This is a genomic window from Pantoea sp. B550 (assembly GCF_024158165.1).
Taxonomy (GTDB): Bacteria; Pseudomonadota; Gammaproteobacteria; order Enterobacterales; family Enterobacteriaceae; genus Pantoea; species Pantoea alfalfae.
The window spans coordinates 958,198-984,004 of sequence record NZ_JAMYXI010000003.1 but is presented as its reverse complement, the minus strand read 5'-3'; the positions used below and the strand labels follow the sequence as shown (position 1 = coordinate 984,004).

Here is a 25,807-nt window from a genome sequence, read left to right as displayed (position 1 = left end):
GCCTGAGCATAAGCGCAACAGGAGGTTCTGTGAAGTATTTTAAACACATGCCACGCGCGTTCATCTGGCTATGATCATAAGTCTTCTATAATCAGTACGTTAAAAACGGGCTGCTTTAACTCTGGTTTTTTATAGCAAACTTATTAAACCTAAAGGATTTAATGATGAAAAAGCTGCTGTCATAGGTTACTCTGCCTGCGATTTACGCTCCTGACACTGAACGAAAACGAACAACCTGTGTTATCTCCATCGGAGCGGTAAATATCACGGCGGGAAGTGAACTTCGCACCACATCACAACTCTAAGCGCATGCTTGCTCAGAACATGAGATGTGCTGGCAGTTACTTTATGCATATGAAAAATTTGGGGAGACATTACCTCGGATGAGCGAGCAGTTAACGGATCAGGTCCTTGTCGAGCGGGTACAGAAGGGAGATCAAAAAGCGTTCAACTTACTGGTGATTCGTTACCAGCATAAAGTGGCGAGTTTGGTTTCACGCTATGTTCCCTCGGGCGACGTGCCTGATGTAGTACAGGAATCGTTTATTAAAGCGTATCGCGCACTGGACTCTTTCCGGGGCGATAGCGCGTTTTATACCTGGCTGTACCGCATTGCGGTAAACACAGCGAAAAATTACCTGGTTGCTCAGGGGCGTCGTCCACCATCCAGTGATGTGGATGCTATTGACGCCGAAAATTTCGAAAGTGCGGGTGCATTAAAAGAAATTTCGAACCCTGAGAACTTAATGTTGTCTGACGAATTGAAACAAATTGTCTTTCGTACCATCGAGGCGCTACCCGAGGACTTGCGTATGGCAATTACCCTCAGGGAACTGGACGGTCTGAGTTATGAAGAGATCGCCGTCATTATGGATTGCCCGGTAGGCACTGTTCGATCACGTATCTTTCGTGCGCGAGAGGCCATTGATAACAAAGTTCAACCGCTTATCCAACGTTAGTGATAACGGCTACTGGAAGGGTACATAGGCATGCAGAAAGAAAAACTTTCCGCTTTAATGGATGGTGAGACCTTAGATAACGAGCTGTTTTCCGCCTTGTCTAAGGACGCAGAACTACAGAAAAGCTGGGCGAGCTATCATCTTATTCGCGATACCATGCGCGGTGATGTGGGTGATGTCCTGCATTTTGATATCTCTGCGCGCGTCGCTGCTGCTATCGAAAAAGAACCGTTACGTACGGTTACCACGCTGATCCCTGAAGCTCAGCCAGAACCTTCCCGCTGGGAAAAAATGCCGTTCTGGAAAAAAGCGCGTCCATGGGCTGCGCAACTGACTCAGGTGGGTGTGGCTGCCTGCGTGTCACTGGCCGTGATCGTGGGTGTTCAGCACTACAACCAGCCGCAGGGTAGCGCCACGCAGACATCTGACTCTCCGGTGTTCAATACGCTGCCGATGATGGGTAAAGCCTCACCGGTGAGCCTGGGCGTGCCGTCTGATGCCTTTGACACGAACAGCTCTAATCAGCAGGTTCAGGATCAGCGTCGTCGCGTGAACGCCATGCTGCAGGACTATGAACTGCAACGCCGGCTGCACGCTGATCAGCTGCAGTTTGAAACCGATGCGCCAAAACAGGCGCAGGTTGATGTTCCCGGAAACCAGTCATTAGGACAGCAGCAGCAGTAATGAAGCCGTTTTGGTATGCTGTTAGCCTGCTGACAGGCAGCCTGTTATGGTCATCTGCCGCCCCGGCGCAAACTACTGCGTCCGGGGCGCTATTGCAGCAGATGGAGCAGGCAAGTCAGAACCTCAACTATGAATTTGCCTATATTAACGTCTCACGCATCGGCATTGAATCGCTGCGCTACCGTCATGCTGTGATCGATAACCGAATATTCGCGCAGCTGTTGCAGATGGACGGGCCACGTCGGGAAGTGATCCAGCGTGGCAACGATATCAGCTACTTCGAACCAGGCCTTGATCCCTTTTCGCTCCCGGGCAATCACATTATTGACGCTTTGCCGTCGGTGATTTTTGCTGACTTCACCAAACTTGCCACTGCCTACGATTTTATTACCGTGGGTCGCTCGCGCATTGCCGATCAGATGTGTGATGTGCTGCGTATCGTGTCTCGCGATGGCACCCGTTACAGCTATGTGGTCTGGCTGGATGTGGATACCAGGCTACCGCTACGTATCGACCTGCTTGATCGTGACGGTGAAACGCTGGAACAGTTCCGCGTTATCAGCTTTGCAGTGGATGAAGGAGTACGCAATCTGATGCAAGGGCTGGAGAAAGCGAATCTGCCACCATCGCTTTCCGTGCCAAAAGGGGACGCGGTTACTGTCGCATGGCAGCCAGGCTGGATACCCGCAGGCATGACGCTGGTGTCGCAGAATCGTCGCACGCTGCCGGGGCTGAACAAAAATATTGAGTCGAAGCTCTACAGCGATGGGCTGTTTAGTTTCGCGATCAATGTGACGCCTGCCGATAAAAGCAGCACAACGCAGACATTGCGCACTGGGCGTCGTACGGTCCAGACCGTTGTGCGCAATAATAACGAAATTGCGGTGATCGGCGAATTACCGCCTTCAACCGCAAAACGTATTGCTGACAGCATCGACCTGGGGTCACAAAAATGATGAGAGAATGGGCCACCGTGGTGGCATGGCAGGATGGCATTGCCACACTGCATACCGAAGCAAAAACGTCCTGCAATAGCTGCCAGGCGCGCAAAGGTTGCGGCAGCCATATGCTGAATAAACTCGGTCCGAAGAATGCTCATGTGATGCAGATTGCCAGCAGCAAGCCGCTGCAGCCGGGACAGCGCATTGAGTTAGGCATCAAAGAGAGTAGCCTTCTGGGTTCAGCGCTGCTGGTCTATATGACGCCGCTATTTGGTTTGTTCCTGATTGCCGGACTGTTTCAGTCGCTGTTCAGCAGCGATCTGGCGGCCGCCTGCGGTGCACTGCTGGGTGGCATCGGTGGCTTTATTGTTGCGAAAGGCGTTTCAATGAAATTTGGCGATCGCGAAGCCTTTCAGCCGGTTATTCTGAACATCGCCCTCCCGCCCGATGCGCTGCGTGTTGAAAGCGAAGCGTAATGTACGCCCAGGCCGCGCATCCCGCGGCCTTTGTCCGTTCTGCCTTGCGCAGATATCTGTTTCGCTTCCACCACGTTCCATTCTTTTATGCGCGGCGTTAACAGTGTAATATGCGTCGTCATTAATGAGGCTGACAGGATTGTGGGTAAAGAGCGATCTTCCTGAATGTGTCTGTGCTCAGATTTTCAACTGAATTTTAAGCGAAGATATCCCTATAAATGAAGCACATAAGAAATTTCTCCATCATCGCTCATATCGACCATGGTAAATCTACGCTCTCTGACCGCCTTATTCAGATCTGCGGTGGCCTTTCTGACCGTGAAATGGCTGCGCAGGTTCTTGACTCCATGGATTTGGAGCGTGAGCGTGGCATTACTATCAAAGCACAGAGCGTCACACTCGATTACCACGCGAAAGACGGCGAAACTTACCAGCTCAATTTCATTGATACTCCGGGCCACGTAGACTTCTCTTATGAAGTTTCCCGCTCACTGGCTGCCTGCGAAGGTGCATTGCTGGTGGTGGATGCGGGTCAGGGTGTTGAAGCGCAGACACTGGCGAACTGCTACACCGCGATGGAGATGGATCTGGAAGTAGTGCCGGTTCTGAACAAAATCGACCTGCCTGCTGCCGATCCCGATCGCGCTGCGCAGGAGATTGAAGATATCGTCGGCATCGATGCTGCTGATGCGGTGCGCTGCTCCGCTAAAACCGGCGTCGGCGTTCCGGACGTGCTGGAACGCTTAGTGCGCGATATTCCGCCGCCGGAAGGCGATCCGGAAGGTCCGCTACAGGCGCTGATTATCGATTCCTGGTTTGATAACTATCTGGGCGTTGTCTCGCTGGTGCGTGTAAAAAACGGCACCATGCGTAAAGGTGACAAGATCAAAGTCCTCAGCACCGGTCAGGTTTATAACGCTGACCGCCTGGGTATCTTTACCCCGAAACGTGTCGACCGTAATGAACTGAACTGCGGTGAAGTCGGCTGGCTGGTCTGCGCCATTAAAGATATCCTCGGCGCACCGGTGGGCGATACCCTCACCACCGCTCGCAACCCGGCAGACAAAGCGCTGCCAGGCTTTAAAAAAGTGAAGCCGCAGGTTTATGCCGGTCTGTTCCCGATCAGCTCTGACGACTATGAAGCGTTCCGTGATGCGCTCGGCAAGCTGAGCCTGAACGATGCCTCGCTGTTCTATGAGCCAGAAAGCTCAACGGCGCTGGGCTTTGGTTTCCGCTGTGGCTTCCTCGGTCTGCTGCACATGGAGATCATCCAGGAGCGTCTGGAGCGCGAATACGATCTCGATCTGATTACCACTGCACCGACGGTAGTGTATGAAGTCGTGACCACCGGTGGCGAAATCGTTCATGTCGATAGTCCATCCAAGCTGCCGCCACTGAATAACATCGAAGAGCTGCGTGAGCCGATCGCGGAATGTCACATGCTGCTGCCACAGGAGTATCTGGGCAACGTCATCACGCTCTGTATTGAGAAGCGTGGCGTGCAGACCAACATGGTTTACCACGGCAATCAGGTTGCACTGACGTATGAAATTCCGATGGCAGAAGTGGTTCTCGACTTCTTTGACCGTCTGAAATCCACCTCGCGCGGTTATGCCTCGCTGGATTACAACTTCAAACGTTTCCAGCCTTCAGACATGGTGCGTGTCGACGTACTGATTAACTCTGAACGTGTGGATGCGCTGGCGCTGATTACTCACCGCGACAATGCGCCTTATCGTGGCCGCGATCTGGTTGAGAAAATGAAAGATCTCATCCCGCGCCAGCAGTTTGATATTGCGATTCAGGCTGCCATCGGTAACCACATTATTGCGCGCTCAACGGTTAAACAGCTGCGCAAAAACGTTCTCGCCAAGTGTTATGGCGGTGACGTCAGCCGTAAGAAGAAACTGTTGCAGAAACAGAAAGATGGTAAGAAGCGTATGAAGCAGGTTGGTAACGTTGAGCTGCCACAGGAAGCGTTCCTCGCCATTCTGCATGTCGGTAAGGACAGCAAATAAGGATTTCCAATGGCTAATATGTTCGCCCTGATTCTGGCGATAGCGACGCTGATTACTGGCATCGTCTGGGTAATTGATCGTTTCAAATGGGCACCCGAGCGTCGCGCGAAACAGGCGGCGGCGCAGGCCCAGACCGGTAACGCGCTTGACAGCAAAACGCTGGCGAAAGTCTCTTCGCAGCCAGGCTGGGTTGAGACGACCGCCTCCGTGTTCCCGGTGCTGGCCGTGGTTTTCATCGTGCGTTCGTTTATTTACGAACCGTTCCAGATTCCCTCTGGCTCGATGATGCCAACGCTGCTGATTGGCGACTTTATTCTGGTGGAGAAGTTTGCTTACGGCATTAAAGATCCGATTACCCAGACGACGCTGATCCCAACCGGTCAGCCGAAGCGCGGCGACATTGCGGTATTTAAATACCCGAAAGATCCGAGCCTGGATTATATTAAGCGCGTGATTGGCCTGCCAGGCGATAAAGTCATCTATGATCCTTACAGCAAAACGCTAACGGTGAAACCGACCTGTGGTGATGATAAAGCCTGTGACACAGCGTTGGCAGTGACTTATACCGACGTTGAACCAAGCAACTTTATTCAGACTTTTAGCGGCTTTGATGGCAACGAAACCGGCAACGGTTTTTATCAGGTGCCACAGGGCGATACCCTGCGCGGTGGTCTGCGCATGGCAACCCGTAAAGAGACTATCGGTAACGTGACCCATGACATTCTGCTGGTTAACGAAGCGCAGAGTCAGGCGGGCATGTATTATCAGCAGCCGGGTCAGCCGCAGGCGAGCTGGGTCGTGCCGAAAGGGCAATACTTCATGATGGGCGACAACCGTGATAACAGCGCCGACAGCCGTTACTGGGGCTTTGTCCCGGAGCGTAATCTGGTCGGTAAAGCGGTCGCTATCTGGATGAGTTTTGAGAAACAAGAAGGTCAGTGGCCAACCGGCGTGCGATTCAGTCGCATCGGCGGTATCCACTAATAATTTTGTCTGATTAACAGGCAAATCGGGTGGCCTCCTCAGGGAGGCCACTGCACACCAAACGGAACGTGTTGGACTGCCAGCCCCGTTTGGTATGCAGAGTCACAGACGCAACAAAGAACTGGAATCGCATGAACCCCATCCTGATTAACAAGCTTCAGCGCAAACTGGGCTACACTTTTACTCATTCGGAACTGTTACAGCAGGCCCTGACTCACCGCAGCGCCAGCAGCAAGCACAACGAGCGCCTGGAATTTCTGGGCGATTCTATTCTTAGCTATGTGATTGCGAATGCCCTTTATCACCGCTTCCCGCGGGTTGATGAAGGTGACATGAGCCGCATGCGTGCCACGCTGGTGCGCGGCAATACGCTGGCTGAAATGGCACGCGAATTTGATCTTGGCGAGTGCCTGCGCTTAGGGCCGGGTGAGCTGAAAAGCGGCGGTTTCCGTCGCGAATCGATCCTGGCGGATACGGTGGAAGCGCTGATTGGTGGTATCTTCCTCGACAGCAGCATCGAGCGGGTAGAGCAGCTGATCCTCGACTGGTATCAGACGCGCCTGGATGAAATCAGTCCTGGCGACAAACAAAAAGATCCCAAAACGCGCCTGCAGGAGTATCTGCAGGGACGTCATCTGCCGCTGCCAAGTTATCTGGTGGTGCAGGTGCGCGGCGAAGCCCACGATCAGGAATTCACCATTCACTGTCAGGTGAGTGGCATGGCCGAGCCGGTCGTCGGCGTCGGCTCCAGCCGTCGTAAAGCCGAGCAGGCAGCGGCTGAACAGGCACTGATAAAATTAGGTCTCGAATAGGTCTGTCGGGTGACAGTGCCATAACCGGCGCTGAATCAATCACCCTCTGACAGCTCTATCCCGGCGTCAGAAGACGCTGAATGACACATGACTCAAATAGCACTCTTCGGCGCCGCATCAGGCGCTGAACAATTCAGGACTCGAATGAGCGAAAACGTTACTTATTGCGGCTTTGTCGCGATTGTTGGCCGACCGAACGTCGGTAAATCCACCTTACTGAACCAGTTGCTGGGGCAGAAGGTGTCGATCACCTCGCGTAAGCCGCAAACCACGCGCCACCGCATCATGGGCATTCATACTGAGGGCAACTATCAGGCGATTTACGTCGATACCCCCGGACTGCACATGGAAGAGAAGCGCGCCATTAACCGTCTGATGAACCGTGCAGCCAGCAGTTCTATCGGCGACGTAGAGCTGGTGATCTTCGTCGTTGAAGGTACCCGCTGGACGCCAGATGATGAGATGGTGTTAAACAAACTGCGCGACAATAAAGTGCCGGTTGTGCTGGCTGTGAATAAAGTCGACAACATCCAGGATAAAACCATCCTGCTGCCGCATCTGCAGTTCCTGAGCCAGCAGATGAACTTCCTTGATATCGTGCCAGTCTCTGCGGAGAGCGGCAAAAACGTCGATACCATTGCGGCCATTACCCGCAAGCATCTGCCGCAGGCCGATCATCACTTCCCGGAAGATTACATCACCGATCGCTCTCAGCGTTTCATGGCGTCAGAGATGATCCGTGAAAAACTGATGCGCTTCCTGGGCGCTGAACTGCCTTACTCGGTCACCGTGGAGATTGAGCGCTTCGTGACCAACGAACGCGGCGGTTACGACATTCATGGACTGATTCTGGTCGAGCGCGAAGGGCAGAAGAAGATGGTGATTGGCAACAAAGGTGCCAAAATCAAAGTCATCGGAACAGAAGCGCGCAGGGACATGGAAGAGATGTTCGAAGCCAAAGTGCATCTCGAACTGTGGGTGAAAGTGAAATCCGGCTGGGCAGATGACGAACGAGCGCTGCGCAGCCTGGGTTATACAGACGATCTCTGATTCAATGGAAGGCTGGCAACGCGCCTTTGTGCTGCATAGTCGTCCCTTTAGCGAAACCAGCCTGCTGCTCGACCTGTTCAGCGAAAACGAAGGGCGGGTACGGGTGCTGGCCAAGGGCGCACGCTCGCGGCGCTCTCAGCTGAAAGGTGCATTACAGCCTTTTACCCCGCTGCTGGTTCGCTGGAGCGGGCGCGGGGACGTCAAAACCCTGCGCAATGCTGAAGCGGTGTCGCTGGCCTTACCGCTCAGCGGCATCACGCTCTACTGCGGTCTCTACGTCAATGAGCTGGTCTCGCGCGTATTGCAGCCGGAATCTCCCTTCCAGGAACTTTTCTTCGACTATCTCAACTGCCTTCAGGCATTAGCTTCCACGCACGGCAAGCCCGAACCGGCACTGCGCCGTTTTGAACTGGCGCTGCTCGGTCATCTGGGGTATGGCGTCGACTTCCTGCATTGCGCCGGTAGCGGCGAGCCGGTCAGCGAAGACATGACGTACAGTTACCGTGAAGAGCGCGGTTTTATCGCCAGTCTGGTGGTCAATCAGCGCAGCTTTACCGGCCGTGAGTTGCACGCCCTGTGTGAACGTGAGTTTCCCGATGCCGATACGCTGCGCGCTGCTAAGCGCTTTACCCGCATCGCCCTGAAGCCCTATCTGGGTGGCAAGCCGCTGAAAAGTCAGGAGCTGTTCCGCCAGTTTATCCCGAAGAAAAAGCCCGAACAGGAAGAAGAATAGCGCTGGTCGTACCGCCTGTTTACATTTGCGCGGTACACTCAACATCACGATGGAAAAGAAGTGAGGATGGTCATGGCTGAGTTGCTGTTAGGTGTCAATATCGATCACATTGCCACGGTGCGTAACGCCCGTGGGACAAACTATCCCGATCCGGTGCAGGCGGCGTTCATCGCCGAGCAGGCAGGCGCAGACGGTATTACGGTGCACCTGCGCGAAGATCGCCGTCACATTACCGACCGCGACGTGCGTATCCTGCGTGACACTATCCAGACGCGCATGAATCTGGAGATGGCGGTCACTGATGAGATGATCGGCATCGCCTGCGATATCCAGCCCCATTTCTGCTGTCTGGTGCCCGAAAAGCGTCAGGAAGTGACCACGGAAGGCGGACTGGATGTGGCAGGGCAGCAGGAGAAGATGAACGCGGCTGTACGACTGCTGCGTGATGCGGGCATTCTGGTTTCACTGTTTATTGATGCCGACCACCGCCAGATCGAAGCGGCCGTTGCCACAGGTGCGCCTTATATCGAAATTCACACCGGCGCTTATGCCGAGGCACCAGAGGGACGGGGACGTGACGCGGAGCTGGCACGCATTCGCCATGCCGCCACCTTTGCCGCCAGCCTGGGGCTGAAGGTCAACGCCGGTCACGGTCTGACCTACCACAACGTGTTGCCGATTGCGGCGCTGCCGGAAATGCATGAGCTGAACATCGGCCATGCCATTATCGGTCGTGCGGTGATGAGTGGCCTGCCGGAGGCGGTTAAAGAGATGAAGCAACTGCTGCGTGAAGCCCGCCGCTAATGGCTATTCTGGGACTGGGCAGCGACATCGTTGAGATTGAACGCATCGCCGGGGTGATTGAGCGCTCCGGCGACCGGCTGGCGCGCCGGGTGCTGAGCGAAGCCGAATGGCAGCAGTATCAGGCACACAAGCAGCCGGTGCGCTTTCTCTCCAAGCGGTTTGCAGTCAAAGAGGCGGCAGCAAAAGCCTTTGGCACCGGCATTCGCGGTGGTCTGGCGTTTAATCAGTTTGAAGTTTACAACGATGCGCTGGGTAAACCGGGGTTACGCTTCTTTCAGCATGCAGCTGACGTGGCGGAGAGGCTGGGCGTTAAACACGTTCACGTGACGCTGGCCGATGAGCGTCACTATGCCTGCGCCACAGTCATCATTGAGAGCTAGCCGTGCAGCAGCACGAACTTCTCCCACAGCGCATCGCGTGATTCGGTGTGCTGTGGGTCAGTGATGATGGTGTTGTCGATGGGGCAGACCTGCTGACAGGTTGGCACCTCATAATGCCCGACGCATTCCGTGCAGCGGCTGACATCAATCTCATAGATCGCATCGCCCAGTGAAATCGCCTGGTTCGGGCACTCCGGTTCACACATATCGCAGTTAATGCATCTGGCCGTAATCAACAGCGCCATTTTTCCCACCTGATAACAACAGAAAAAGCGCGGGTATTATACGCGCTGTCGCTGATCAGACCAGCTTTTTCACCAGCGCTTCGCTGTGACGAATATGACTCGACGCACGCTCCGGATCGTTTTGCACCAGCGCCATAAACAGCAGATCGGTCAGCGCCAGCTGTGCGGTGGTCGAAGAGATCGCTGCGCTGCGGGTGCTCTGTTCTTCCGCCACCGTGTAGAGACAATAGCTGGCACTCTGCTGCAGGGTGTTCGGCGTAAAGCCGGTAAACGCCACCACATCGGCGCCCACCTGCACCGCTTCCTGCGCCGCCAGATTAATCTCGCGCCGTTCCCCGGTGTAGGAGATGGCCAGCAGCACATCGCCTGGCCCCATCGCCTGCACGCTGGCCAGCAGGGCGTGCATATCCTGTTCCGCCACTGCATTAATGCCAATCTTCATCAGCTTCCAGGAGAAATCCTTCGCCACCAGGCCCGATGCACCGATGCCGACCAGTAAAATGCGCCGGGCATTTTTCAGCAGCTGTAACACATCGTTGAGCTTCTCTTCGCTATTAATATCCAGCGTGGCGCGAATCGCCGAAAGCTTTTCGGTCAGCAGCTTTTCCCCCACCATTTTAAGCGGGTCGTCGCTGAGGATATGGTTATGCACGGTAATAGCATCCTTGTCCGCCAGTGACTCACTCAGAGCCAGCTTAAGCGCCGGAAAGCCTTTGTATCCCAGCTTCTGAGCAAACTTCACCACGCTCGACTGGCTGACGCCGGACTCTTCCGCCAGCTTTTGCGAACTCAGGTGACGTGCCTTATCGGGTTGCGACAGTAAAAAATCCGCCAGCCGACGCTCGTTCAATGCCAGACGTGGATAAAGCTGGCGAATGCGCAGCAATGAACTCATGCCCAATCCTCGTAATTCAGGGATAATCAGTGAAGAATAAACTATTCATCAGGCATTGTAGTCATCGGAATTAAAAATGACCGTCATCGCCGTACCGCCTGATGATGGCTACACTACTCTTTATCATCCCGGAATCAGCCGTTAAGGAGAGTTGTTTGACCAGGGGAACACAACGTCGCATCGTATTTTTCGACCTCGATGGCACTTTGCATCAGCAGGACATGTTCGGCACCTTTATGCGCTATCTGCTGCGTCGCCGTCCGCTGAATCTGCTGCTGGTGGTGCCGTTACTGCCGGTGGTGGGCATGGGCTTGCTGTTTAAAGGCCGCGCGGCACGCTGGCCCATGAGCCTGCTGCTCTGGTCAATTACCTTTGGCCGCTCCGAGCAGACATTGCTGCGGCTCGAAGCCGAGTTTGCCCAGTGGTTTCGCCTGCGCGTAAAAGCTTTCCCGGTGGTGCAGCAGCGCCTGACGGATTACCTCGGCAGTGATGATGCTGACGTCTGGCTCATCACCGGATCGCCACAGTCATTGGTAGAGCAGGTCTATTACGACTCCGCGTTTCTGCCACGCGTGAAGCTGATTGCCAGTCAGATGCAGCGCGGCTGGGGCGGGCGGGTACTGGCAATGCGCTGCCTCGGCCATGAGAAAGTGGCCCAGCTTGAAGAGAAAATCGGCACGCCGCTACAGCTCTACAGCGGCTATAGCGACAGCAAACAGGACAACCCGCTGCTGTTTTTCTGTCAGCATCGCTGGCGCGTAACACCCGCAGGTGAGCTGCAACAGCTGGAATAAATTTCTAAAGGATCGGTGAGACCGCTATAATGCGCCGCTTTTCTGTCGCCCGGAGTGGTCAGCATGAAACAACAAGATGAATACTGGATGCGCCATGCGCTTGACCTGGCGCGCCGGGCGTGGGAGCAGGGCGAAGTGCCGGTGGGTGCGGTGCTGGTTCAGAATGATCGGGTGATCGGTGAAGGCTGGAACCGGCCCATCGGCCAGCACGATCCGACGGCGCATGCGGAGATTATGGCGTTGCGGCAGGGCGGTAAGGCACTGGAAAATTATCGTCTGCTGGACACCACGCTTTACGTGACGCTGGAGCCGTGCGTGATGTGCGCCGGCGCCATGGTTCACAGCCGCATCAGCCGGCTGGTCTATGGTGCGCACGATATTAAAAGTGGGGCGGCGGGGTCGCTGCTGGATGTGCTGGGCCACCCCGGCATGAATCATCAGGTTGAACTGCACAGCGGCGTGCTGGCTGAAGAGTGTGCCGCTATGCTGAGCGACTTCTTCCGTATGCGTCGCGAGCAGAAAAAAGCGCTGCGTCAGGCGCAACGCCAGGATTAATTCATGGCGATCTTTGGTTCGACCGCCGGATAGCCTTTGGCCAGTTCGGCTTGTGCTTCTTGTGCTTCAGCCTGCTGCGCCAGGCGTTTTTCCTGCTCCTGCAGATAACCCACCAGGCTTAACTGATATTTGCGGATGTTCTCCACATAGTTATAGGCTTCATGCCCACGGGCATAGCCATAAGCCGTCTGGGTGTAGTAACGCTTCTGACTCAGCATGGGCAGACGCAGCTTCACATCCGCCCAGCTGTCCGGATTACCGCCCTGGCGTGCCGTCAGCTTGCGGACGTCAAGCATATGGGCATAACCCATGTTATAAGCCGCCAGCGCAAACCAGATGCGCTCATCTTCCGGGATGGTCTGCGGCACCTTCGCCATCATATCCTGCAGATACTGACTGCCACCGCGAATGCTCTGTTCGGGATCGGTTCGATCGCCCACATCCAGGCTATCAGCGGTGTTACGCGTCAGCATCATCATGCCGCGCACGCCGGTCGGCGAGGTAGCCTGCGGGTTCCAGTGCGACTCCTGATAGGAGATTGCCGCCAGCAGCCGCCAGTCGATGCTGGTGGCGTACTTCTCAAACAGTGGCCTGATGTCGGGCAGCGTATTGTCGATGGCGCGCAGGAACGTGCGCGTATCAACATAGTCAAAGGTGCCGACGTGACCGAGATATTTCTCCTCCAGCCGCGCCATCGCGCCTTCTTCGCCCATACCATTAAAGAAGTCGAGCATTGCTGCATTCAGGCTATCGTCATCGCTGTGCCGCACATACCAGGTTACCGGCTCTTCATCGGTAACATCGAACGCCACCGCCAGCTGCGGATAGATGCGCTGCAACAGTGCAATAGTGACGGAGTCACCAATGGTATAGTCGAGCTTGCCGTCGGCGACCGCTTCCAGCAGAGCTTTAGGACTCTGATCGGTGGAGATCGCCCAGTCCAGATCGGGGAACTGATTGGAACGCGCGCTCTTTAGCGTTGACAGATAGGCCGATCCTGATGCAACCGTCAGCCGCCCCTTTAAGTCACCGAGGTTTTTAGGGCGTGGCTTATCCACGCGATAGACCAGCTGTTGTGAAACGTTGTAGTAACCTGGCCCGGTCTGATAGCGCGTCAGGCGTTCATTGTTGTAGTTCAGGCCAGCGGCCAGCAAATCGGCTTTACCATCGTCAAGGTCATCAAACAGATCGCTCAGGTTAGGACGAACCGTCACCTTCAGTTTGACGCCAAGATAATCGGCGAAGCGTTTTGCCAGCTCATAATCCATACCGGCCGGTAACTGGTTAACTGTGTAGTACGTCAATGGGGAGTTGATGGTACTGACCCGCAGGACTCCCCGTGATTTAATCTGTGAAATCCTGTCCTGCCCACCCCCATACCAGGGAATGGATGGCCACAGCGCTAACGCTAACAGCACGGCAACCAGACCGATAAACAGATAATTAAATTTTAGGCGTTTCAAATAGTTATCTCTCGCTGGCTCTAAGGCCTCTGTCTTTTAAAGGCAGTATTTATCTTCTTTGAACTCCCAGAGCGAGGGGCATTTTGCGCAACAAAATCACACTGAGCAACTTTTATAGCAGCTTTTGCGCAAAATTCAGGCAAATCCGGGTTGCCAAAAATTGTGCGCAAACGGTTTCGTCGCGAGGTCGCTTTCTCTATAATACGCCCCGTTTTCCCTGTTGCGCCCAATCAAGCGTCGCCCGGCGCCCTGACGAGAGACTTATTAATGGAAATTCTGCGTGGTTCGCCCGCCCTGTCGGCATTTCGTGTAAACAAACTGCTGACCCGCTTTCAGGACGCTCATCTGCCGGTGAGTGATATTTACGCTGAGTACATCCATTTTGCTGATGTCAGTACGCCCTTAACCGCTGACGAACAGAGCCGCCTGCAACGCCTGCTTAAATATGGTCCCTCTCTCGCTGAACATGCTCCACAGGGACGTCTGCTGCTGGTGACGCCACGTCCCGGCACCATTTCGCCCTGGTCATCCAAAGCCACCGACATTGCTCATAACTGCGGCCTGCCGCAGGTACGTCGTCTGGAACGTGGTCTGGCTTTTTATGTGCAGGCTCCGCAACTGACGGAAGCGCAGTGGCAGACGCTGGGTACACTGCTGCACGATAGGATGATGGAAACGGTCTATAGCGATCTGGCGCAGGCTGAGCAGCTGTTTGCGCACCATACGCCGCAGCCAGTGAAGAGTGTCGATCTGCTGGGTGAGGGCCGTCAGGCGCTGGTTCAGGCAAATATCTCGCTGGGTCTGGCGCTGGCAGACGATGAAATTGACTACCTGGTGGCGGCATTTACCGCGCTGGGCCGCAATCCCAACGACATTGAACTCTATATGTTTGCGCAGGCGAACTCTGAGCACTGTCGTCACAAGATCTTCAACGCCGACTGGATTATCGACGGCGAGAAACAGCCGAAGTCGCTGTTTAAGATGATTAAAAACACTATGGAGCAGACGCCGGACTTCGTGCTCTCTGCTTATAAAGATAATGCCGCCGTGATGGAAGGGTCAGAGGTTGGCCGCTTCTTTGCTGACGCCGGCGAAAGCGAATACCGCTGGCATCAGGAAGCCGCGCACATCCTGATGAAGGTGGAAACGCATAACCATCCAACGGCCATCTCGCCGTGGCCAGGCGCCGCGACCGGTTCCGGTGGTGAGATCCGTGATGAAGGCGCAACCGGACGCGGCTCCAAGCCCAAAGCGGGCCTGGTTGGATTCTCGGTCTCTAACCTGCGCATCCCTGGCTTTGAACAGCCATGGGAAGAGGACTTCGGCAAACCGGCGCGTATCGTCAGCGCGCTGGAAATCATGACCGACGGGCCTCTGGGCGGCGCTGCGTTTAACAATGAATTTGGTCGTCCGGCACTGAATGGCTATTTCCGTACCTATGAAGAGCAGGTCACCAGCCACAACGGCACCGAGCTGCGTGGCTATCATAAGCCGATTATGCTGGCGGGCGGCATCGGTAACATCCGCGCCGATCACGTGCAGAAAGGCGAAATTACCGTCGGCGCGAAGCTGGTGGTGCTGGGTGGTCCGGCCATGAACATCGGTCTGGGCGGCGGCGCGGCGTCATCCATGGCTTCGGGTCAGTCTGATGCCGATCTCGATTTCGCCTCCGTTCAGCGTGACAACCCGGAGATGGAACGCCGTTGCCAGGAAGTGATCGACCGCTGCTGGCAGCTGGGCGATGAGAACCCGATTCTGTTTATCCACGACGTGGGCGCGGGCGGCCTTTCCAATGCCATGCCGGAGCTGGTCAGCGACGGCGGTCGTGGTGGCCGGTTTAACCTGCGTGACATCCTGAGTGATGAGCCAGGCATGAGCCCGCTGGAAGTCTGGTGTAACGAATCACAGGAACGTTATGTGATGGCTGTAGCGCCCGATCAGCTCGCACAGTTCGAGGCGATCTGCCAGCGCGAACGCGCACCGTTCGCGGTGATTGGTGAAGCGACCGAAGAGCTGCACCTGAGCCTGGAAGACAGCCATTTCGATAATAAGCCCATCGACATGCCGCTTGACGTGCTGCTGGGCAAAACGCCGAAGATGACGCGTGATGTGGTGACACAGCAGGCACAGGGTACCGAACTGCAGCGCGACGGCATTACGCTGGTCGATGCGGTGAATCGCGTACTGCATCTGCCTGCCGTGGCGGAAAAAACCTTCCTGATCACCATCGGTGACCGCAGCGTGACCGGCATGGTAGCGCGCGATCAGATGGTCGGCCCGTGGCAGATCCCGGTTGCCAACTGTGCGGTGACCACCGCCAGCCTCGACAGCTACCACGGTGAGGCCTTTGCCCTCGGCGAACGTTCACCGGTTGCGCTGCTGGATTTCGCAGCGTCGGGGCGTCTGGCTGTCGGTGAAGCACTGACCAACCTGGCGGCAACGCAGATTGGTTCGCTGAAGCGTGTGAAACTCTCCGCTAACTGGATGTCTGCAGCCGGTCACCCGGGTGAAGATGCCGGTTTATATGCGGCGGTGAAAGCAGTCGGCGAAGAGCTTTGCCCGGCGCTGGGGATCACTATCCCGGTCGGTAAAGATTCGATGTCGATGAAAACCCGCTGGCAGGAAGGCACCGAACAGCGTGAGATGACCTCGCCGCTGTCGCTGGTGATTACCGCGTTTGCCCGCGTCGAAGATGTGCGTCGTACCGTCACGCCACAGCTGCAGGCCGAACAGGACAACCTGCTGCTGCTGATTGATCTGGGTAACGGCGCGAATACGCTGGGTGCAACCGCGCTGTCGCAGGTCTATCGTCAGCTCGGCGACAAACCTGCCGACGTGCGTGATGCCACACAGCTGGCGGGCTTCTTCAATGCGATTCAGGCGCTGGTGGCTGAGCAGAAACTGCTGGCTTACCACGATCGTTCCGACGGCGGTCTGCTGGTGACGCTGGCCGAGATGGCCTTTGCCGGTCACTGCGGTATTGACGTTGATATCGCCTCGCTGGGCAACGATGCGCTGGCCGCCCTGTTTACCGAAGAGCTGGGCGCGGTGATCCAGATCAATGCCGCCGATCGCGCAGCGGTTGAGCAGATCCTGGCGGATCATGGCCTTGCCGCTTCGACGCATCTGCTGGGCAGTGCACAGCCGGGCGATCGCTTTGTGATCCGGGCCGGTGACAGCGCGGTTTACAGCGAAAGCCGTACCACGCTGCGCACCTGGTGGGCGGAAACCACCTGGCAGATGCAGCGCCTGCGCGACAACCCGGCGTGTGCGGATCAGGAACATGAAGCGAAGAAGAACGACAGCGATCCTGGCCTGAACGTGAATCTGACCTTCAATCCGCAGGAAGATGTGGCTGCACCGATGATCGCTACGGGCGCACGTCCACGCGTCGCCGTGCTGCGTGAGCAGGGCGTCAACTCCCATGTGGAGATGGCCGCCGCCTTTGATCGGGCCGGTTTCACCGCCATTGACGTCCACATGAGCGATCTGCTGGCCGGACGTCGCGGTCTGGAAGAGTTCCAGGCGCTGGTGGCCTGTGGCGGCTTCTCTTACGGCGATGTGCTGGGTGCCGGTGAGGGCTGGGCGAAATCGATTCTGTTCAACCCGCGCGTGCGTGACGAGTTCGAAACCTTCTTCCACCGTCCGCAAACTCTGGCGCTGGGCGTCTGCAACGGTTGCCAGATGATGTCAAACCTGCGCGAACTGATCCCAGGTAGCGACCTCTGGCCGCGCTTTGTGCGTAACCAGTCTGAGCGCTTTGAAGCACGCTTCAGCCTGGTTGAAGTGGCAGCCAGTCCGTCACTGCTGCTGGACGGCATGGCCGGTTCGCATATGCCTATCGCGGTGTCGCACGGTGAAGGCTTTGTTGAAGTCCGTGATGCGACACATCTGGCGGCGCTGGAGTCGAAAGGGCTGGTGGCACTGCGCTTTGTCGATAACTTCGGCAAGGTGACAGAAACCTATCCGGCTAACCCGAATGGTTCTCCTGACGGCATCACCGCGGTGACCAATGAAAGTGGCCGCGTCACCATTATGATGCCGCATCCGGAGCGCGTGTTCCGTACCGTCAGCAACTCCTGGCATCCGGCCGAGTGGGGCGAAGACAGTCCGTGGATGCGCATTTTCCGCAATGCGCGCAGACAGCTGGGTTAATTTAATCCACTGAAATGAACAGGAGGCCAGCGTGCCTCCTGTTCTTTTTTGCGCCGCTGTTGGCAAATAACGACAACAGAGCCTTTGCGCTGTCGCTGTATGGCGACATTTATCTCGTTGATTTTTAATGCGTGCTTATCAGACTGATTTTAGTGTCGCCTTACGGAGACAGACAGCCTGTGCTGATATAAGATTTTTCGCGACAGTCAGCGGGCGGGTCTGCTCAATTTGCTGAAAAATATAATGATTTATTTTCTGGCATGGAACTTGCTATACTCATGCAGCTGCTCATTCACCTGTTTATGATTGCCCCGCTTAGCGGATAAGAGCTCATAAAGCCCGAATGACGCACCAAACGGAGCCTGCCGTCCACCTGACCGATAATCGCTTGCGTTATCAAACACCGGACGTAACGTTGAGTAAGGCTCCACCCATTCTTACGCGATGCATCACGCGTCGTGCCAGCGGCAGGCCATTGAGCCTGCCGTTTTCTTTCGTTCCCCTTTCTTCCGCAGACAGAGTCCGCTAGCATCCAGACAGCGAATCTTAAGGAAGCGGCTGCGTGAAAAAATGGCGTTTATTTCCCCGTTCTCTGCGTCAGCTGGTGCTGATGGCGTTTGTCCTGGTGCTGCTGCCCCTGCTGGTACTGGCCTGGCAGGCGTGGGAAAGTCTCTCTGCATTAAGCGAACAGGCTGCGGACACTAACCGCAATACCTTTACCGATGTGCGCAGAAGTGAGGCGATGGCGCGAACGGCGGTTGAGCTGGAGCGTAGCTATCGCCAGTACTGCGTGCTGGATGATGCCTCGCTGGCGCGCCTCTATCAGACTCAGCATACCCGCTACAGTCAGATGCTGAGCTCGCACAGCGCCAGCCTGCCCGAACTGCCCGCATTCCAGACCTTACAGGCGACGCTGCCGCTGCTGACGCCACTGAAATGTGACAATGGTAATCCGGTGCCGGTTGCCGCAGAGGCGCTGGATCGCTTTTCTGCGACCAATGCGCAGATGGTGCAGGACACGCGCGAAGTGGTCTTTTCGCGTGGCTTACAGCTGCAGCGCGAAATTGCCGATCGCGGCCAGTTTTTTGGCTGGCAGGCGCTGATTCTGTTTATCATCAGCCTGGCACTGATGACGCTGTTTACCGGCATGATTATCGGTCCGGTTAAGCGCATTGAACGGATGATCAACCGGCTTGGCGAAGGGCGGGCACTGGGTAACAGCGGGACATTTCGCGGTCCGCGCGAATTGCGATCGCTGGGACAGCGCATCGTCTGGCTCAGCGAGCGGCTTCAGTGGCTGGAATCGCAGCGTCATGAATTTCTTCGCCATCTCTCTCACGAGCTGAAAACGCCGCTGGCCAGCCTGCGTGAAGGCACGGAACTGCTGGCGGACGAAGTCGCCGGCTCGCTGAATGCCGATCAAAAAGAAGTGGTCACTATCCTCGACAGCAGCAGTCGCCATCTGCAGCAGCTGATTGAACAGCTGCTCGATTACAACCGCAAACTGGCGGATGGCCCGATCGCGCTGGAGCCGGTCAGCGTGGCGGAGATTGTGGAAGATGTCGTTAACGCACATGCGCTTTCGGCGCGCGCCAAACTGATGCAGACGGTCGTCGATCTTAAGGTCAGTCACTGCCTCGCAGAACCGATGTTACTGATGCGGGTCATCGACAACCTCTATTCGAACGCCGTGAACTACGGCAGCGAATCCGGTACCATCTGGCTTCGCAGTCAGCAGCAGGGCGATCGGATCTGGATTGAGGTCGCGAATAGCGGCTCGCCGATCCCGCCTGAAGAGCAGGCGATGATTTTCGAACCGTTCTACCAGGGCAGCCAGCAGCGTAAAGGGCCGGTGAAAGGCAGCGGGCTGGGATTGAGTATCGCCAAAGATTGCCTGCGCCGGATGCAGGGCGATCTGACGCTGGTCTCCTGCGAGCAGGCTGACGTCTGTTTTCGAATTGAACTGAACACCACAGCCGGGAAAGTCTGACTGATGAAATATTTACCCGCTTTGCTGTTGAGCACGCTGACTACGCTGCTCCTCAGCGGATGTACGACCTCCCCGGCCACCTCCTCTTTGCCGTCAGGCCATCAGGTGGCGGAACCCGAGGTCAGAATCGCTGATTACCTGGCGACCCGTTGCAGTGACCTGTGGCCGATAGAAAATAGTACGGCGCTGGGTAACACCCTCTACTGGATGCGGGCGATCGACTGTGCCGAACGTCTTTCTCCCGCGGAGGCCCGTGCCGAAGCCCATCGCTGGCCGGCTGAAAACTGGTCGCGCGCCTTCAAGCAGGGCGTACTGATGTCCAACGGCAACGTGACGCCTGTTGAACGTCGTCGCTATGTTGAAACCCTGGATCGCTACAGCAGCGATTTTCCGCAGTCTGTGCGCCCGCTGATTCAGCTGTGGCGCAGTAATCAGACCGCGCAGCTTGACCTCAGTGAAGCGCGCACCCGTTATGCCCATCTGCAGCAGAGCAGTGATACGCAGCTTGAGGCGATACGCCAGCAGATGGTGAAACAGCAGCAGCAGCTCAGCGACACGCAGCATAAGCTGGAGCGGCTGACTGACATTGAGCGTCAGCTTTCATCACGCAAAGCCCCGGATGTGTCTGACAGCGGTCACGGCACGGCACTGCCGCAGGATGAGGAGCAATAATGGTGAGGCAAGCGGCAAAATTGCTGCTGGTGGATGACGATCCCAGCCTGCTGAAGCTGCTGGGCATGCGTCTTCGCAGCGAAGGGTATCAGGTCACCACGGCAGGCAGCGGACCCGAAGCGTTGCGTCTGCTGCAGAAAGAGAAAATTGAGCTGGTGATCAGCGATCTGCGTATGGATGAGATGGACGGTCTGGCGCTGTTTGGCGAAATCCAGAAACGCCACACCAACTTGCCAGTGATTATCCTGACGGCGCACGGCTCTATTCCGGACGCGGTCTCTGCCACCCAGCAGGGCGTTTTCAGCTTCCTGACCAAACCGGTAGACAAAGATGCGCTCTATAAAGCCATTGATGAGGCGCTGGCACAGCAGGTGCCGGTCAGTGATGACCGCTGGCGCGAAGCGATTGTCACCCGCAGCCCGCTGATGTTGAAGCTGCTGGAGCAGGCGCACATGGTGGCGCAGTCGGATGTCAGCGTGCTGATTAACGGTCAGAGCGGTACCGGTAAAGAGATGCTGGCGCAGGCGATTCACGCCGCCAGCCCGCGCAACGGCAAGCCGTTTGTCGCCATTAACTGTGGCGCACTGCCGGAGCAACTGCTGGAGTCAGAGCTGTTCGGTCACGCTAAAGGGGCGTTCACCGGTGCCGTCAGTGCCCGTGACGGTTTATTTAAAACCGCTGGCGGCGGCACGCTGTTCCTGGATGAGATTGGCGATATGCCGCAACCGCTGCAGGTGAAATTGCTGCGGGTGCTACAGGAGCGTAAGGTCAGGCCGCTGGGCAGCGATCACGATATTGAGATCGACGTGCGCATCATTTCAGCTACCCATCGCGATCTGCCAAAGGCGATGGAGAAGAAGGAATTCCGTGAGGATCTCTTCTATCGTCTGAATGTGGTGAATCTGAAGATTCCGGCACTGCATCAGCGCACCGAAGATATCCCGCTGCTGGCTAATCACCTGTTACGTCAGGCGGCAGAACGGCATAAACCGCAGATTCGCAGTTTTTCCGTCGATGCAATGAAGCGTCTGATGGCGGCCAGCTGGCCGGGCAACGTGCGTCAGCTGGTGAACGTGATTGAGCAGTGCGTGGCACTGAGTTCATCGCCGGTGATTAGCGATGCGCTGGTGGAGCAGGCCTTAAGCGGTGAAAACAGCGCGTTGCCGACATTTGCGGAGGCGCGCAATCAGTTTGAGCTGAACTATCTGCGCAAGTTGTTGCAGATGACCAAAGGCAATGTGACCAACGCCGCACGTCTGGCCGGGCGTAATCGCACGGAGTTCTATAAGCTGCTGTCTCGTCATGAACTGGACGCCAGTGATTTCAAAGAGTAGCGGGGGCGGCGAAGTGATACCGGGAGGTTGACTGCTCAGGCCCGACGCAGAATGGTTGCAGTCAGCACAATCTGACAGCGCTTGCGGCAACCTGAAGAAACCCGGATATTACCGCCCGACAGCGCCAGTAACATTTATACTTGATAAACCCTCTGACCATGGAGGGAGTGAAAAAGGGTCTGACATGAAAAAGATTGATGCGATTATCAAACCATTCAAACTCGATGATGTTCGTGAAGCCTTAGCGGAAGTGGGCATCACCGGGATGACCGTGAGTGAAGTAAAGGGCTTTGGTCGCCAGAAAGGGCACACCGAGCTGTACCGCGGCGCAGAGTATATGGTCGATTTCTTACCTAAAGTGAAAATCGAGATGGTGGTGGGCGACGATATCGTTGATACCTGCGTCGAGACCATTATGCGCACGGCGCAGACCGGCAAAATCGGTGACGGTAAGATTTTCGTCTTTGACGTGGCGCGTGTAGTGCGTATCCGTACGGGCGAAGAGGATGAAGAGGCGATCTGATAGTCTTTTTATCAGCTCTTTATCAGCATAAAAGAAGCCCGCGCTGCGGGCTTTTTTTATGCCTGGGGAGCCTGGGACGAATAGCTTTGAGATCGAGCCAGCTCTGGGAACACGGACAGATCGGAAAGACGCAAAACGCGCCATCCATGGCACGCTCGGCCCGCGCGATTACGCACCTCATCCCTGAGATGCGCCCGTAGTCGGGCCAACGCGTTGCGTTGTTCAAAAACGCCTGGCGTTTTTGTCCATGGCGCGGGACGCTTTCCTCTTCTGCCCGTGTTCCCTTCGCTTTGAGCTTATGCGTTGCTGCAAGACTCACATTGGGCAGATTCAATCTGGTACGGTTAGCGGTGAGAGCATTCCCTGCGCTTTTAGCTGATTCATTGCTGTCAGATTTAGATCGGGTTTGCCAGTAATCTAAGCCCGCAGCGCGGGCTTTTTTATCGCTCAATCACATGCCTTTATGAGGTCCAAAGAGTTCGTAATGAATGCGTGTATCTGCCACGCTGGCATCGCGCAGTTGCGCCACCACATGCTGCATAAAGGGCAGCGGACCGCAGAGATAGAAGTGGGTGTCGGGTGAGGTGAAGCGTGCTGAAAGCGCGGTGATATCCATCAGACCCTGCGCGTCATAGCGACCGGCATCTTCAGCGGCGGGATCGCGATACCAGACCTCGCTGACGAAATCGGTGAGCTGTGCGCCCGTAGCTATCACTTCCGGGCCAAATGCATGCTGTTTGCCGTTCTCTGCGGCATGCAGCCAGCTGACCGGCGCGCGGTGCTGGCTTGCTGCCAGCGCATGGAGCATCGCCAGCATCGGCGTCTGACCCACGCCTGCAGAAATCAGCGCCACAGGCGTGACAGGGTTGACCTCAAGGAAGAAGTCGCCGTGCGGTGCGGCGAGCATCAGCTCATCACCCACCTTGCCATTCTGATGCAGCCAGCCGGAGACGGTGCCCTGTGCTTCTCGTTTCACCGCGATGCGATACTCTTTGCCGTTGCTGAGATGCGTCAGCGAGTACTGACGAATCTGGTGATGTTCGAAGCTGGCAGGCTGCAGGTGGACTGTCAGATACTGACCGGGCTTAAAGGCGGCAACCGGGCCGCCATCCACCGGCGTGAAGGTAAAGCTTTTAATCACCTCGCTCTGCTGCTCAATCGCACTGATGCGAAACGCCCGGGTGCCACGCCAGCCGCCGGTTTGCTGCTCTGTGGCCTGATAAATTTCCTCTTCGCGATTGATGAATACCTCTGCCAGCACGCCGTAAGCCTGGCCCCATGCCGCCAGCGCCTCTTCGCCCGGATCCAACAGTTCTTTAATGGTTGCCAGCAGATTTTCACCGACGATGGCGTACTGTGCAGGCTGGATATTCAGGCTGGTATGTTTCTGCGCAATCTTTTCCACCGCAGGCAGCAGCACGGCCAGATTCTCCAGGTTTGCGCCATAGGCGCAGATGGCGTTGAACAGGGCTTCCCGCTGATCGCCATTACGCTGGTTATTCATATTGAAGACGTTTTTAAGTTCCGGATGGTGCGACAGCATGCGGTCATAGAAGTGGGCGGTAAGCTTTGGACCGCAGGCGGCGATGGCAGGCAGGGTCGATTTAACGGTGGCGATGGCGTGTGCATCAAGCATAAAGGCGGCCTCTTATTAAACATGTATTTTAAATGCATCTTATAGCCGCTTCGTCTGCGGTGTAAATAATCCAATGAACTTTCTGCTTGTCTGAGTGGCAACTTTTTAGTGCATCAAGAAAACCTTCTGCACAGCCTGAAGAAAAAACGTGGCCTCTGAACAGGGTAAAAAGGTGTAAAAATGCTGTGCCAGTAGCCAGCCAATCGTTTGCGTAAAAAGAGGAGGTTCACCCTACCTTCACCTGTTAAAACGGTTTACACTGTGGGCCTTCGCCCCTGAAGGGGGGTAAATACCGTCAGAAAGTTAGCTGAGTCAGGAGATCCGGATGTTAAAGCGTGATATGAACATTGCCGATTACGATGCCGAGTTGTGGCAGGCGATGGAGCAGGAGACAGTGCGTCAGGAAGAGCACATTGAACTGATTGCTTCTGAAAACTACACCAGCCCGCGTGTTATGCAGGCACAGGGTTCTCAGCTCACCAATAAATACGCTGAAGGCTATCCGGGCAAACGCTACTACGGCGGCTGTGAGTACGTTGATATCGTTGAGCAGCTGGCGATCGATCGCGCAAAAGAACTGTTTGGTGCCGATTACGCTAACGTGCAGCCACACTCAGGTTCACAGGCTAACTTTGCGGTTTACACCGCGCTGCTGCAGCCGGGCGATACTATTCTGGGGATGAACCTGGCGCACGGTGGGCACCTGACTCACGGCTCACCGGTTAACCTGTCGGGCAAACTCTATAACGTCGTGGCTTACGGTATCGATGAGACCGGTAAAATTGACTACGACGAACTGGCTGAACTGGCGAAAACCCACAAGCCAAAAATGATCGTAGGCGGATTCTCGGCGTACTCCGGCGTCTGTGACTGGGCGAAAATGCGCGAAATCGCAGACAGCGTGGGAGCCTGGCTGTTTGTCGATATGGCACACGTTGCTGGCCTGATTGCTGCTGACGTTTACCCAAGTCCGATCCCGCATGCGCACATCGTGACCTCCACCACCCACAAAACGCTGGCGGGTCCGCGCGGCGGCATCATTCTGGCGAAAAACGGTGATGAAGATTTCTATAAGAAACTGAACTCTGCTGTCTTCCCTGGCGGTCAGGGTGGTCCACTGATGCACGTTATCGCCGGTAAAGCGGTTGCCTTCAAAGAGGCGATGGAGCCGGAGTTCAAAACCTACCAGCAGCAGGTGGCAAAAAACGCCAAAGCGATGGTAGAAGTGCTGATCGAGCGTGGCTATGACATCGTGTCTGGCGGCACGCATAACCATCTGTTCCTGATCGATCTGGTGAGCAAGAACCTGACCGGTAAAGAAGCCGATGCGGCGCTGGGCCGTGCCAACATCACGGTTAACAAGAACAGCGTGCCAAACGATCCGAAAAGCCCGTTTGTGACGTCTGGTATCCGTATCGGTACACCAGCGGTTACCCGTCGTGGCTTCAAAGAGGCAGACGTACGTGAGCTGGCTGGCTGGATCGCCGATGTGCTGGATAACATCAATGACGAAGCGACCATTGAGCGCACCAAGAAGAAAGTGCTGGATATCTGCAGCCGTCTGCCGGTCTACGCTTAATCGCTAACCTGTTGTGAGACAGCATAAAAAGGATGGCATCTGCCATCCTTTTTTATTGCCTGTGCCGCAGGGCTCTGCCAGAGTAGCGCCCACTTATGCTGCGAGGCAGCAAACCTGCTGGAGGG

At 55.9% G+C, this 25,807-nt stretch carries 24 protein-coding genes; 19 read left to right on the top strand and 5 right to left on the bottom strand.

Annotated features, from left to right (window positions below):
- Positions 1 to 383: 383 nt before the first annotated feature.
- The 11 genes from rpoE to acpS all read left to right on the top strand — a co-directional run bounded on the left by rpoE (position 384) and on the right by acpS (position 9,841).
- On the top strand, positions 384 to 959 hold the full coding sequence (gene rpoE / locus NIM72_RS07555) for an RNA polymerase sigma factor RpoE (protein WP_013358764.1): 576 nt from the start codon (positions 384 to 386) through the stop codon (positions 957 to 959).
- Positions 960 to 989: 30 nt separating this feature from the next.
- Positions 990 to 1,643 (top strand): anti-sigma-E factor RseA, encoded by a 654-nt coding sequence (gene rseA / locus NIM72_RS07550; RefSeq protein ID WP_013358763.1) that lies wholly within the window; start codon positions 990 to 992, stop codon positions 1,641 to 1,643.
- Positions 1,643 to 2,599, top strand: a complete 957-nt coding sequence (gene rseB, locus NIM72_RS07545; protein WP_161736178.1) for a sigma-E factor regulatory protein RseB — start codon at positions 1,643 to 1,645, stop codon at positions 2,597 to 2,599. The genes rseA and rseB overlap by 1 nt, the downstream gene beginning before the upstream one ends.
- Complete coding sequence (gene rseC, locus NIM72_RS07540; protein ID WP_161736179.1) at positions 2,596 to 3,060, top strand: SoxR-reducing system protein RseC; 465 nt, start codon at positions 2,596 to 2,598, stop codon at positions 3,058 to 3,060. Before rseB ends, rseC begins: the two co-directional genes overlap by 4 nt.
- Before the next feature lie 218 nt (positions 3,061 to 3,278).
- Positions 3,279 to 5,078, top strand: coding sequence for a translation elongation factor 4 (gene lepA, locus NIM72_RS07535; RefSeq protein WP_033783908.1), 1,800 nt, complete (start codon positions 3,279 to 3,281; stop codon positions 5,076 to 5,078).
- 9 nt (positions 5,079 to 5,087) lie between these two features.
- Positions 5,088 to 6,062 (top strand): signal peptidase I, encoded by a 975-nt coding sequence (gene lepB, locus NIM72_RS07530; RefSeq protein WP_161736180.1) that lies wholly within the window; start codon positions 5,088 to 5,090, stop codon positions 6,060 to 6,062.
- A 131-nt stretch (positions 6,063 to 6,193) separates the two neighbouring features.
- On the top strand, positions 6,194 to 6,874 hold the full coding sequence (gene rnc, locus NIM72_RS07525; RefSeq protein WP_010257656.1) for a ribonuclease III: 681 nt from the start codon (positions 6,194 to 6,196) through the stop codon (positions 6,872 to 6,874).
- Between the two features lie 144 nt (positions 6,875 to 7,018).
- The gene (gene era / locus NIM72_RS07520; RefSeq protein ID WP_161736181.1) at positions 7,019 to 7,924 is read left to right on the top strand and encodes a GTPase Era; all 906 of its coding nucleotides are present in this window, start codon (positions 7,019 to 7,021) and stop codon (positions 7,922 to 7,924) included.
- A 4-nt stretch (positions 7,925 to 7,928) separates the two neighbouring features.
- Positions 7,929 to 8,657 (top strand): DNA repair protein RecO, encoded by a 729-nt coding sequence (gene recO, locus NIM72_RS07515; protein WP_161736182.1) that lies wholly within the window; start codon positions 7,929 to 7,931, stop codon positions 8,655 to 8,657.
- A 72-nt stretch (positions 8,658 to 8,729) separates the two neighbouring features.
- Positions 8,730 to 9,461, top strand: coding sequence for a pyridoxine 5'-phosphate synthase (gene pdxJ, locus NIM72_RS07510; RefSeq protein WP_161736183.1), 732 nt, complete (start codon positions 8,730 to 8,732; stop codon positions 9,459 to 9,461).
- Complete coding sequence (gene acpS / locus NIM72_RS07505; protein ID WP_161736184.1) at positions 9,461 to 9,841, top strand: holo-ACP synthase; 381 nt, start codon at positions 9,461 to 9,463, stop codon at positions 9,839 to 9,841. The genes pdxJ and acpS overlap by 1 nt, the downstream gene beginning before the upstream one ends.
- Here the strand turns inward: acpS and NIM72_RS07500 are convergent.
- Positions 9,838 to 10,086, bottom strand: coding sequence for a YfhL family 4Fe-4S dicluster ferredoxin (locus NIM72_RS07500; RefSeq protein ID WP_161736185.1), 249 nt, complete (start codon positions 10,084 to 10,086; stop codon positions 9,838 to 9,840). The genes acpS and NIM72_RS07500 overlap by 4 nt on opposite strands.
- A gap of 55 nt (positions 10,087 to 10,141) precedes the next feature.
- A complete protein-coding gene (locus NIM72_RS07495) occupies positions 10,142 to 10,981 on the bottom strand; it encodes a MurR/RpiR family transcriptional regulator (RefSeq protein WP_150012637.1) in 840 nt (279 codons plus the stop codon).
- A 155-nt stretch (positions 10,982 to 11,136) separates the two neighbouring features.
- Between NIM72_RS07495 and yfhb the strand changes: the two genes are divergently transcribed.
- Together yfhb and tadA are read left to right on the top strand one after the other, a co-directional pair.
- Complete coding sequence (gene yfhb / locus NIM72_RS07490; RefSeq protein ID WP_161736187.1) at positions 11,137 to 11,775, top strand: phosphatidylglycerophosphatase C; 639 nt, start codon at positions 11,137 to 11,139, stop codon at positions 11,773 to 11,775.
- Between the two features lie 63 nt (positions 11,776 to 11,838).
- Positions 11,839 to 12,330 (top strand): tRNA adenosine(34) deaminase TadA, encoded by a 492-nt coding sequence (tadA, locus tag NIM72_RS07485; protein WP_253419682.1) that lies wholly within the window; start codon positions 11,839 to 11,841, stop codon positions 12,328 to 12,330.
- On the opposite strand, the gene mltF is transcribed toward tadA, so the two are convergent.
- Entirely contained in the window at positions 12,327 to 13,793 is a 1,467-nt protein-coding gene (gene mltF / locus NIM72_RS07480) for a membrane-bound lytic murein transglycosylase MltF (protein WP_253419680.1), read from the bottom strand. The two genes, tadA and mltF, sit on opposite strands and share 4 nt — an antisense overlap.
- 267 nt (positions 13,794 to 14,060) lie before the next feature.
- On the opposite strand from mltF, the gene purL reads away from it, so the two are divergent.
- The 5 genes from purL (at position 14,061) to glnB (ending at position 22,467) form a co-directional block, all read left to right on the top strand.
- Positions 14,061 to 17,948: a phosphoribosylformylglycinamidine synthase gene (gene purL / locus NIM72_RS07475; protein WP_161736190.1), complete on the top strand. Its 3,888-nt coding sequence runs from the start codon at positions 14,061 to 14,063 to the stop codon at positions 17,946 to 17,948.
- Between the two features lie 562 nt (positions 17,949 to 18,510).
- Complete coding sequence (locus NIM72_RS07470) at positions 18,511 to 19,938, top strand: ATP-binding protein (protein ID WP_253419677.1); 1,428 nt, start codon at positions 18,511 to 18,513, stop codon at positions 19,936 to 19,938.
- 3 nt (positions 19,939 to 19,941) lie between these two features.
- Positions 19,942 to 20,610, top strand: a complete 669-nt coding sequence (gene qseG, locus NIM72_RS07465) for a two-component system QseEF-associated lipoprotein QseG (protein WP_107320023.1) — start codon at positions 19,942 to 19,944, stop codon at positions 20,608 to 20,610.
- Positions 20,610 to 21,944: a two-component system response regulator GlrR gene (gene glrR, locus NIM72_RS07460; protein ID WP_161736192.1), complete on the top strand. Its 1,335-nt coding sequence runs from the start codon at positions 20,610 to 20,612 to the stop codon at positions 21,942 to 21,944. Before qseG ends, glrR begins: the two co-directional genes overlap by 1 nt.
- A gap of 184 nt (positions 21,945 to 22,128) precedes the next feature.
- Positions 22,129 to 22,467: a nitrogen regulatory protein P-II gene (glnB, locus tag NIM72_RS07455; RefSeq protein WP_003848647.1), complete on the top strand. Its 339-nt coding sequence runs from the start codon at positions 22,129 to 22,131 to the stop codon at positions 22,465 to 22,467.
- A 22-nt stretch (positions 22,468 to 22,489) separates the two neighbouring features.
- Here the strand turns inward: glnB and NIM72_RS07450 are convergent, their stop codons facing one another.
- Together NIM72_RS07450 and hmpA are read right to left on the bottom strand one after the other, a co-directional pair.
- Positions 22,490 to 22,918, bottom strand: a complete 429-nt coding sequence (locus tag NIM72_RS07450; protein ID WP_253419675.1) for a hypothetical protein — start codon at positions 22,916 to 22,918, stop codon at positions 22,490 to 22,492.
- Positions 22,919 to 24,103 (bottom strand): NO-inducible flavohemoprotein, encoded by a 1,185-nt coding sequence (hmpA, locus tag NIM72_RS07445; protein ID WP_253419672.1) that lies wholly within the window; start codon positions 24,101 to 24,103, stop codon positions 22,919 to 22,921.
- A gap of 325 nt (positions 24,104 to 24,428) precedes the next feature.
- Between hmpA and glyA the strand changes: the two genes are divergently transcribed.
- Positions 24,429 to 25,682: a serine hydroxymethyltransferase gene (glyA, locus tag NIM72_RS07440; protein WP_161734376.1), complete on the top strand. Its 1,254-nt coding sequence runs from the start codon at positions 24,429 to 24,431 to the stop codon at positions 25,680 to 25,682.
- The last annotated feature ends 125 nt before the right edge of the window (positions 25,683 to 25,807 follow it).

Bases quoted from the DNA above. Each gene is read 5' to 3' on its own strand.
- glnB (WP_003848647.1), top strand. From the start codon at position 22,129: ATGAAAAAGATTGATGCGATTATCAAACCATTCAAACTCGATGATGTT.
- glrR (WP_161736192.1), top strand. From the start codon at position 20,610: ATGGTGAGGCAAGCGGCAAAATTGCTGCTGGTGGATGACGATCCCAGC.
- rseC (WP_161736179.1), top strand. From the start codon at position 2,596: ATGATGAGAGAATGGGCCACCGTGGTGGCATGGCAGGATGGCATTGCC.
- era (WP_161736181.1), top strand. From the start codon at position 7,019: ATGAGCGAAAACGTTACTTATTGCGGCTTTGTCGCGATTGTTGGCCGA.
- pdxJ (WP_161736183.1), top strand. From the start codon at position 8,730: ATGGCTGAGTTGCTGTTAGGTGTCAATATCGATCACATTGCCACGGTG.
- purL (WP_161736190.1), top strand. From the start codon at position 14,061: ATGGAAATTCTGCGTGGTTCGCCCGCCCTGTCGGCATTTCGTGTAAAC.
- rseB (WP_161736178.1), top strand. From the start codon at position 1,643: ATGAAGCCGTTTTGGTATGCTGTTAGCCTGCTGACAGGCAGCCTGTTA.
- glyA (WP_161734376.1), top strand. From the start codon at position 24,429: ATGTTAAAGCGTGATATGAACATTGCCGATTACGATGCCGAGTTGTGG.
- NIM72_RS07495 (WP_150012637.1), bottom strand. From the start codon at position 10,981: ATGAGTTCATTGCTGCGCATTCGCCAGCTTTATCCACGTCTGGCATTG.
- hmpA (WP_253419672.1), bottom strand. From the start codon at position 24,103: ATGCTTGATGCACACGCCATCGCCACCGTTAAATCGACCCTGCCTGCC.
- rpoE (WP_013358764.1), top strand. From the start codon at position 384: ATGAGCGAGCAGTTAACGGATCAGGTCCTTGTCGAGCGGGTACAGAAG.
- recO (WP_161736182.1), top strand. From the start codon at position 7,929: ATGGAAGGCTGGCAACGCGCCTTTGTGCTGCATAGTCGTCCCTTTAGC.
- rnc (WP_010257656.1), top strand. From the start codon at position 6,194: ATGAACCCCATCCTGATTAACAAGCTTCAGCGCAAACTGGGCTACACT.
- NIM72_RS07500 (WP_161736185.1), bottom strand. From the start codon at position 10,086: ATGGCGCTGTTGATTACGGCCAGATGCATTAACTGCGATATGTGTGAA.
- acpS (WP_161736184.1), top strand. From the start codon at position 9,461: ATGGCTATTCTGGGACTGGGCAGCGACATCGTTGAGATTGAACGCATC.
- lepB (WP_161736180.1), top strand. From the start codon at position 5,088: ATGGCTAATATGTTCGCCCTGATTCTGGCGATAGCGACGCTGATTACT.
- qseG (WP_107320023.1), top strand. From the start codon at position 19,942: ATGAAATATTTACCCGCTTTGCTGTTGAGCACGCTGACTACGCTGCTC.
- rseA (WP_013358763.1), top strand. From the start codon at position 990: ATGCAGAAAGAAAAACTTTCCGCTTTAATGGATGGTGAGACCTTAGAT.
- tadA (WP_253419682.1), top strand. From the start codon at position 11,839: ATGAAACAACAAGATGAATACTGGATGCGCCATGCGCTTGACCTGGCG.
- lepA (WP_033783908.1), top strand. From the start codon at position 3,279: ATGAAGCACATAAGAAATTTCTCCATCATCGCTCATATCGACCATGGT.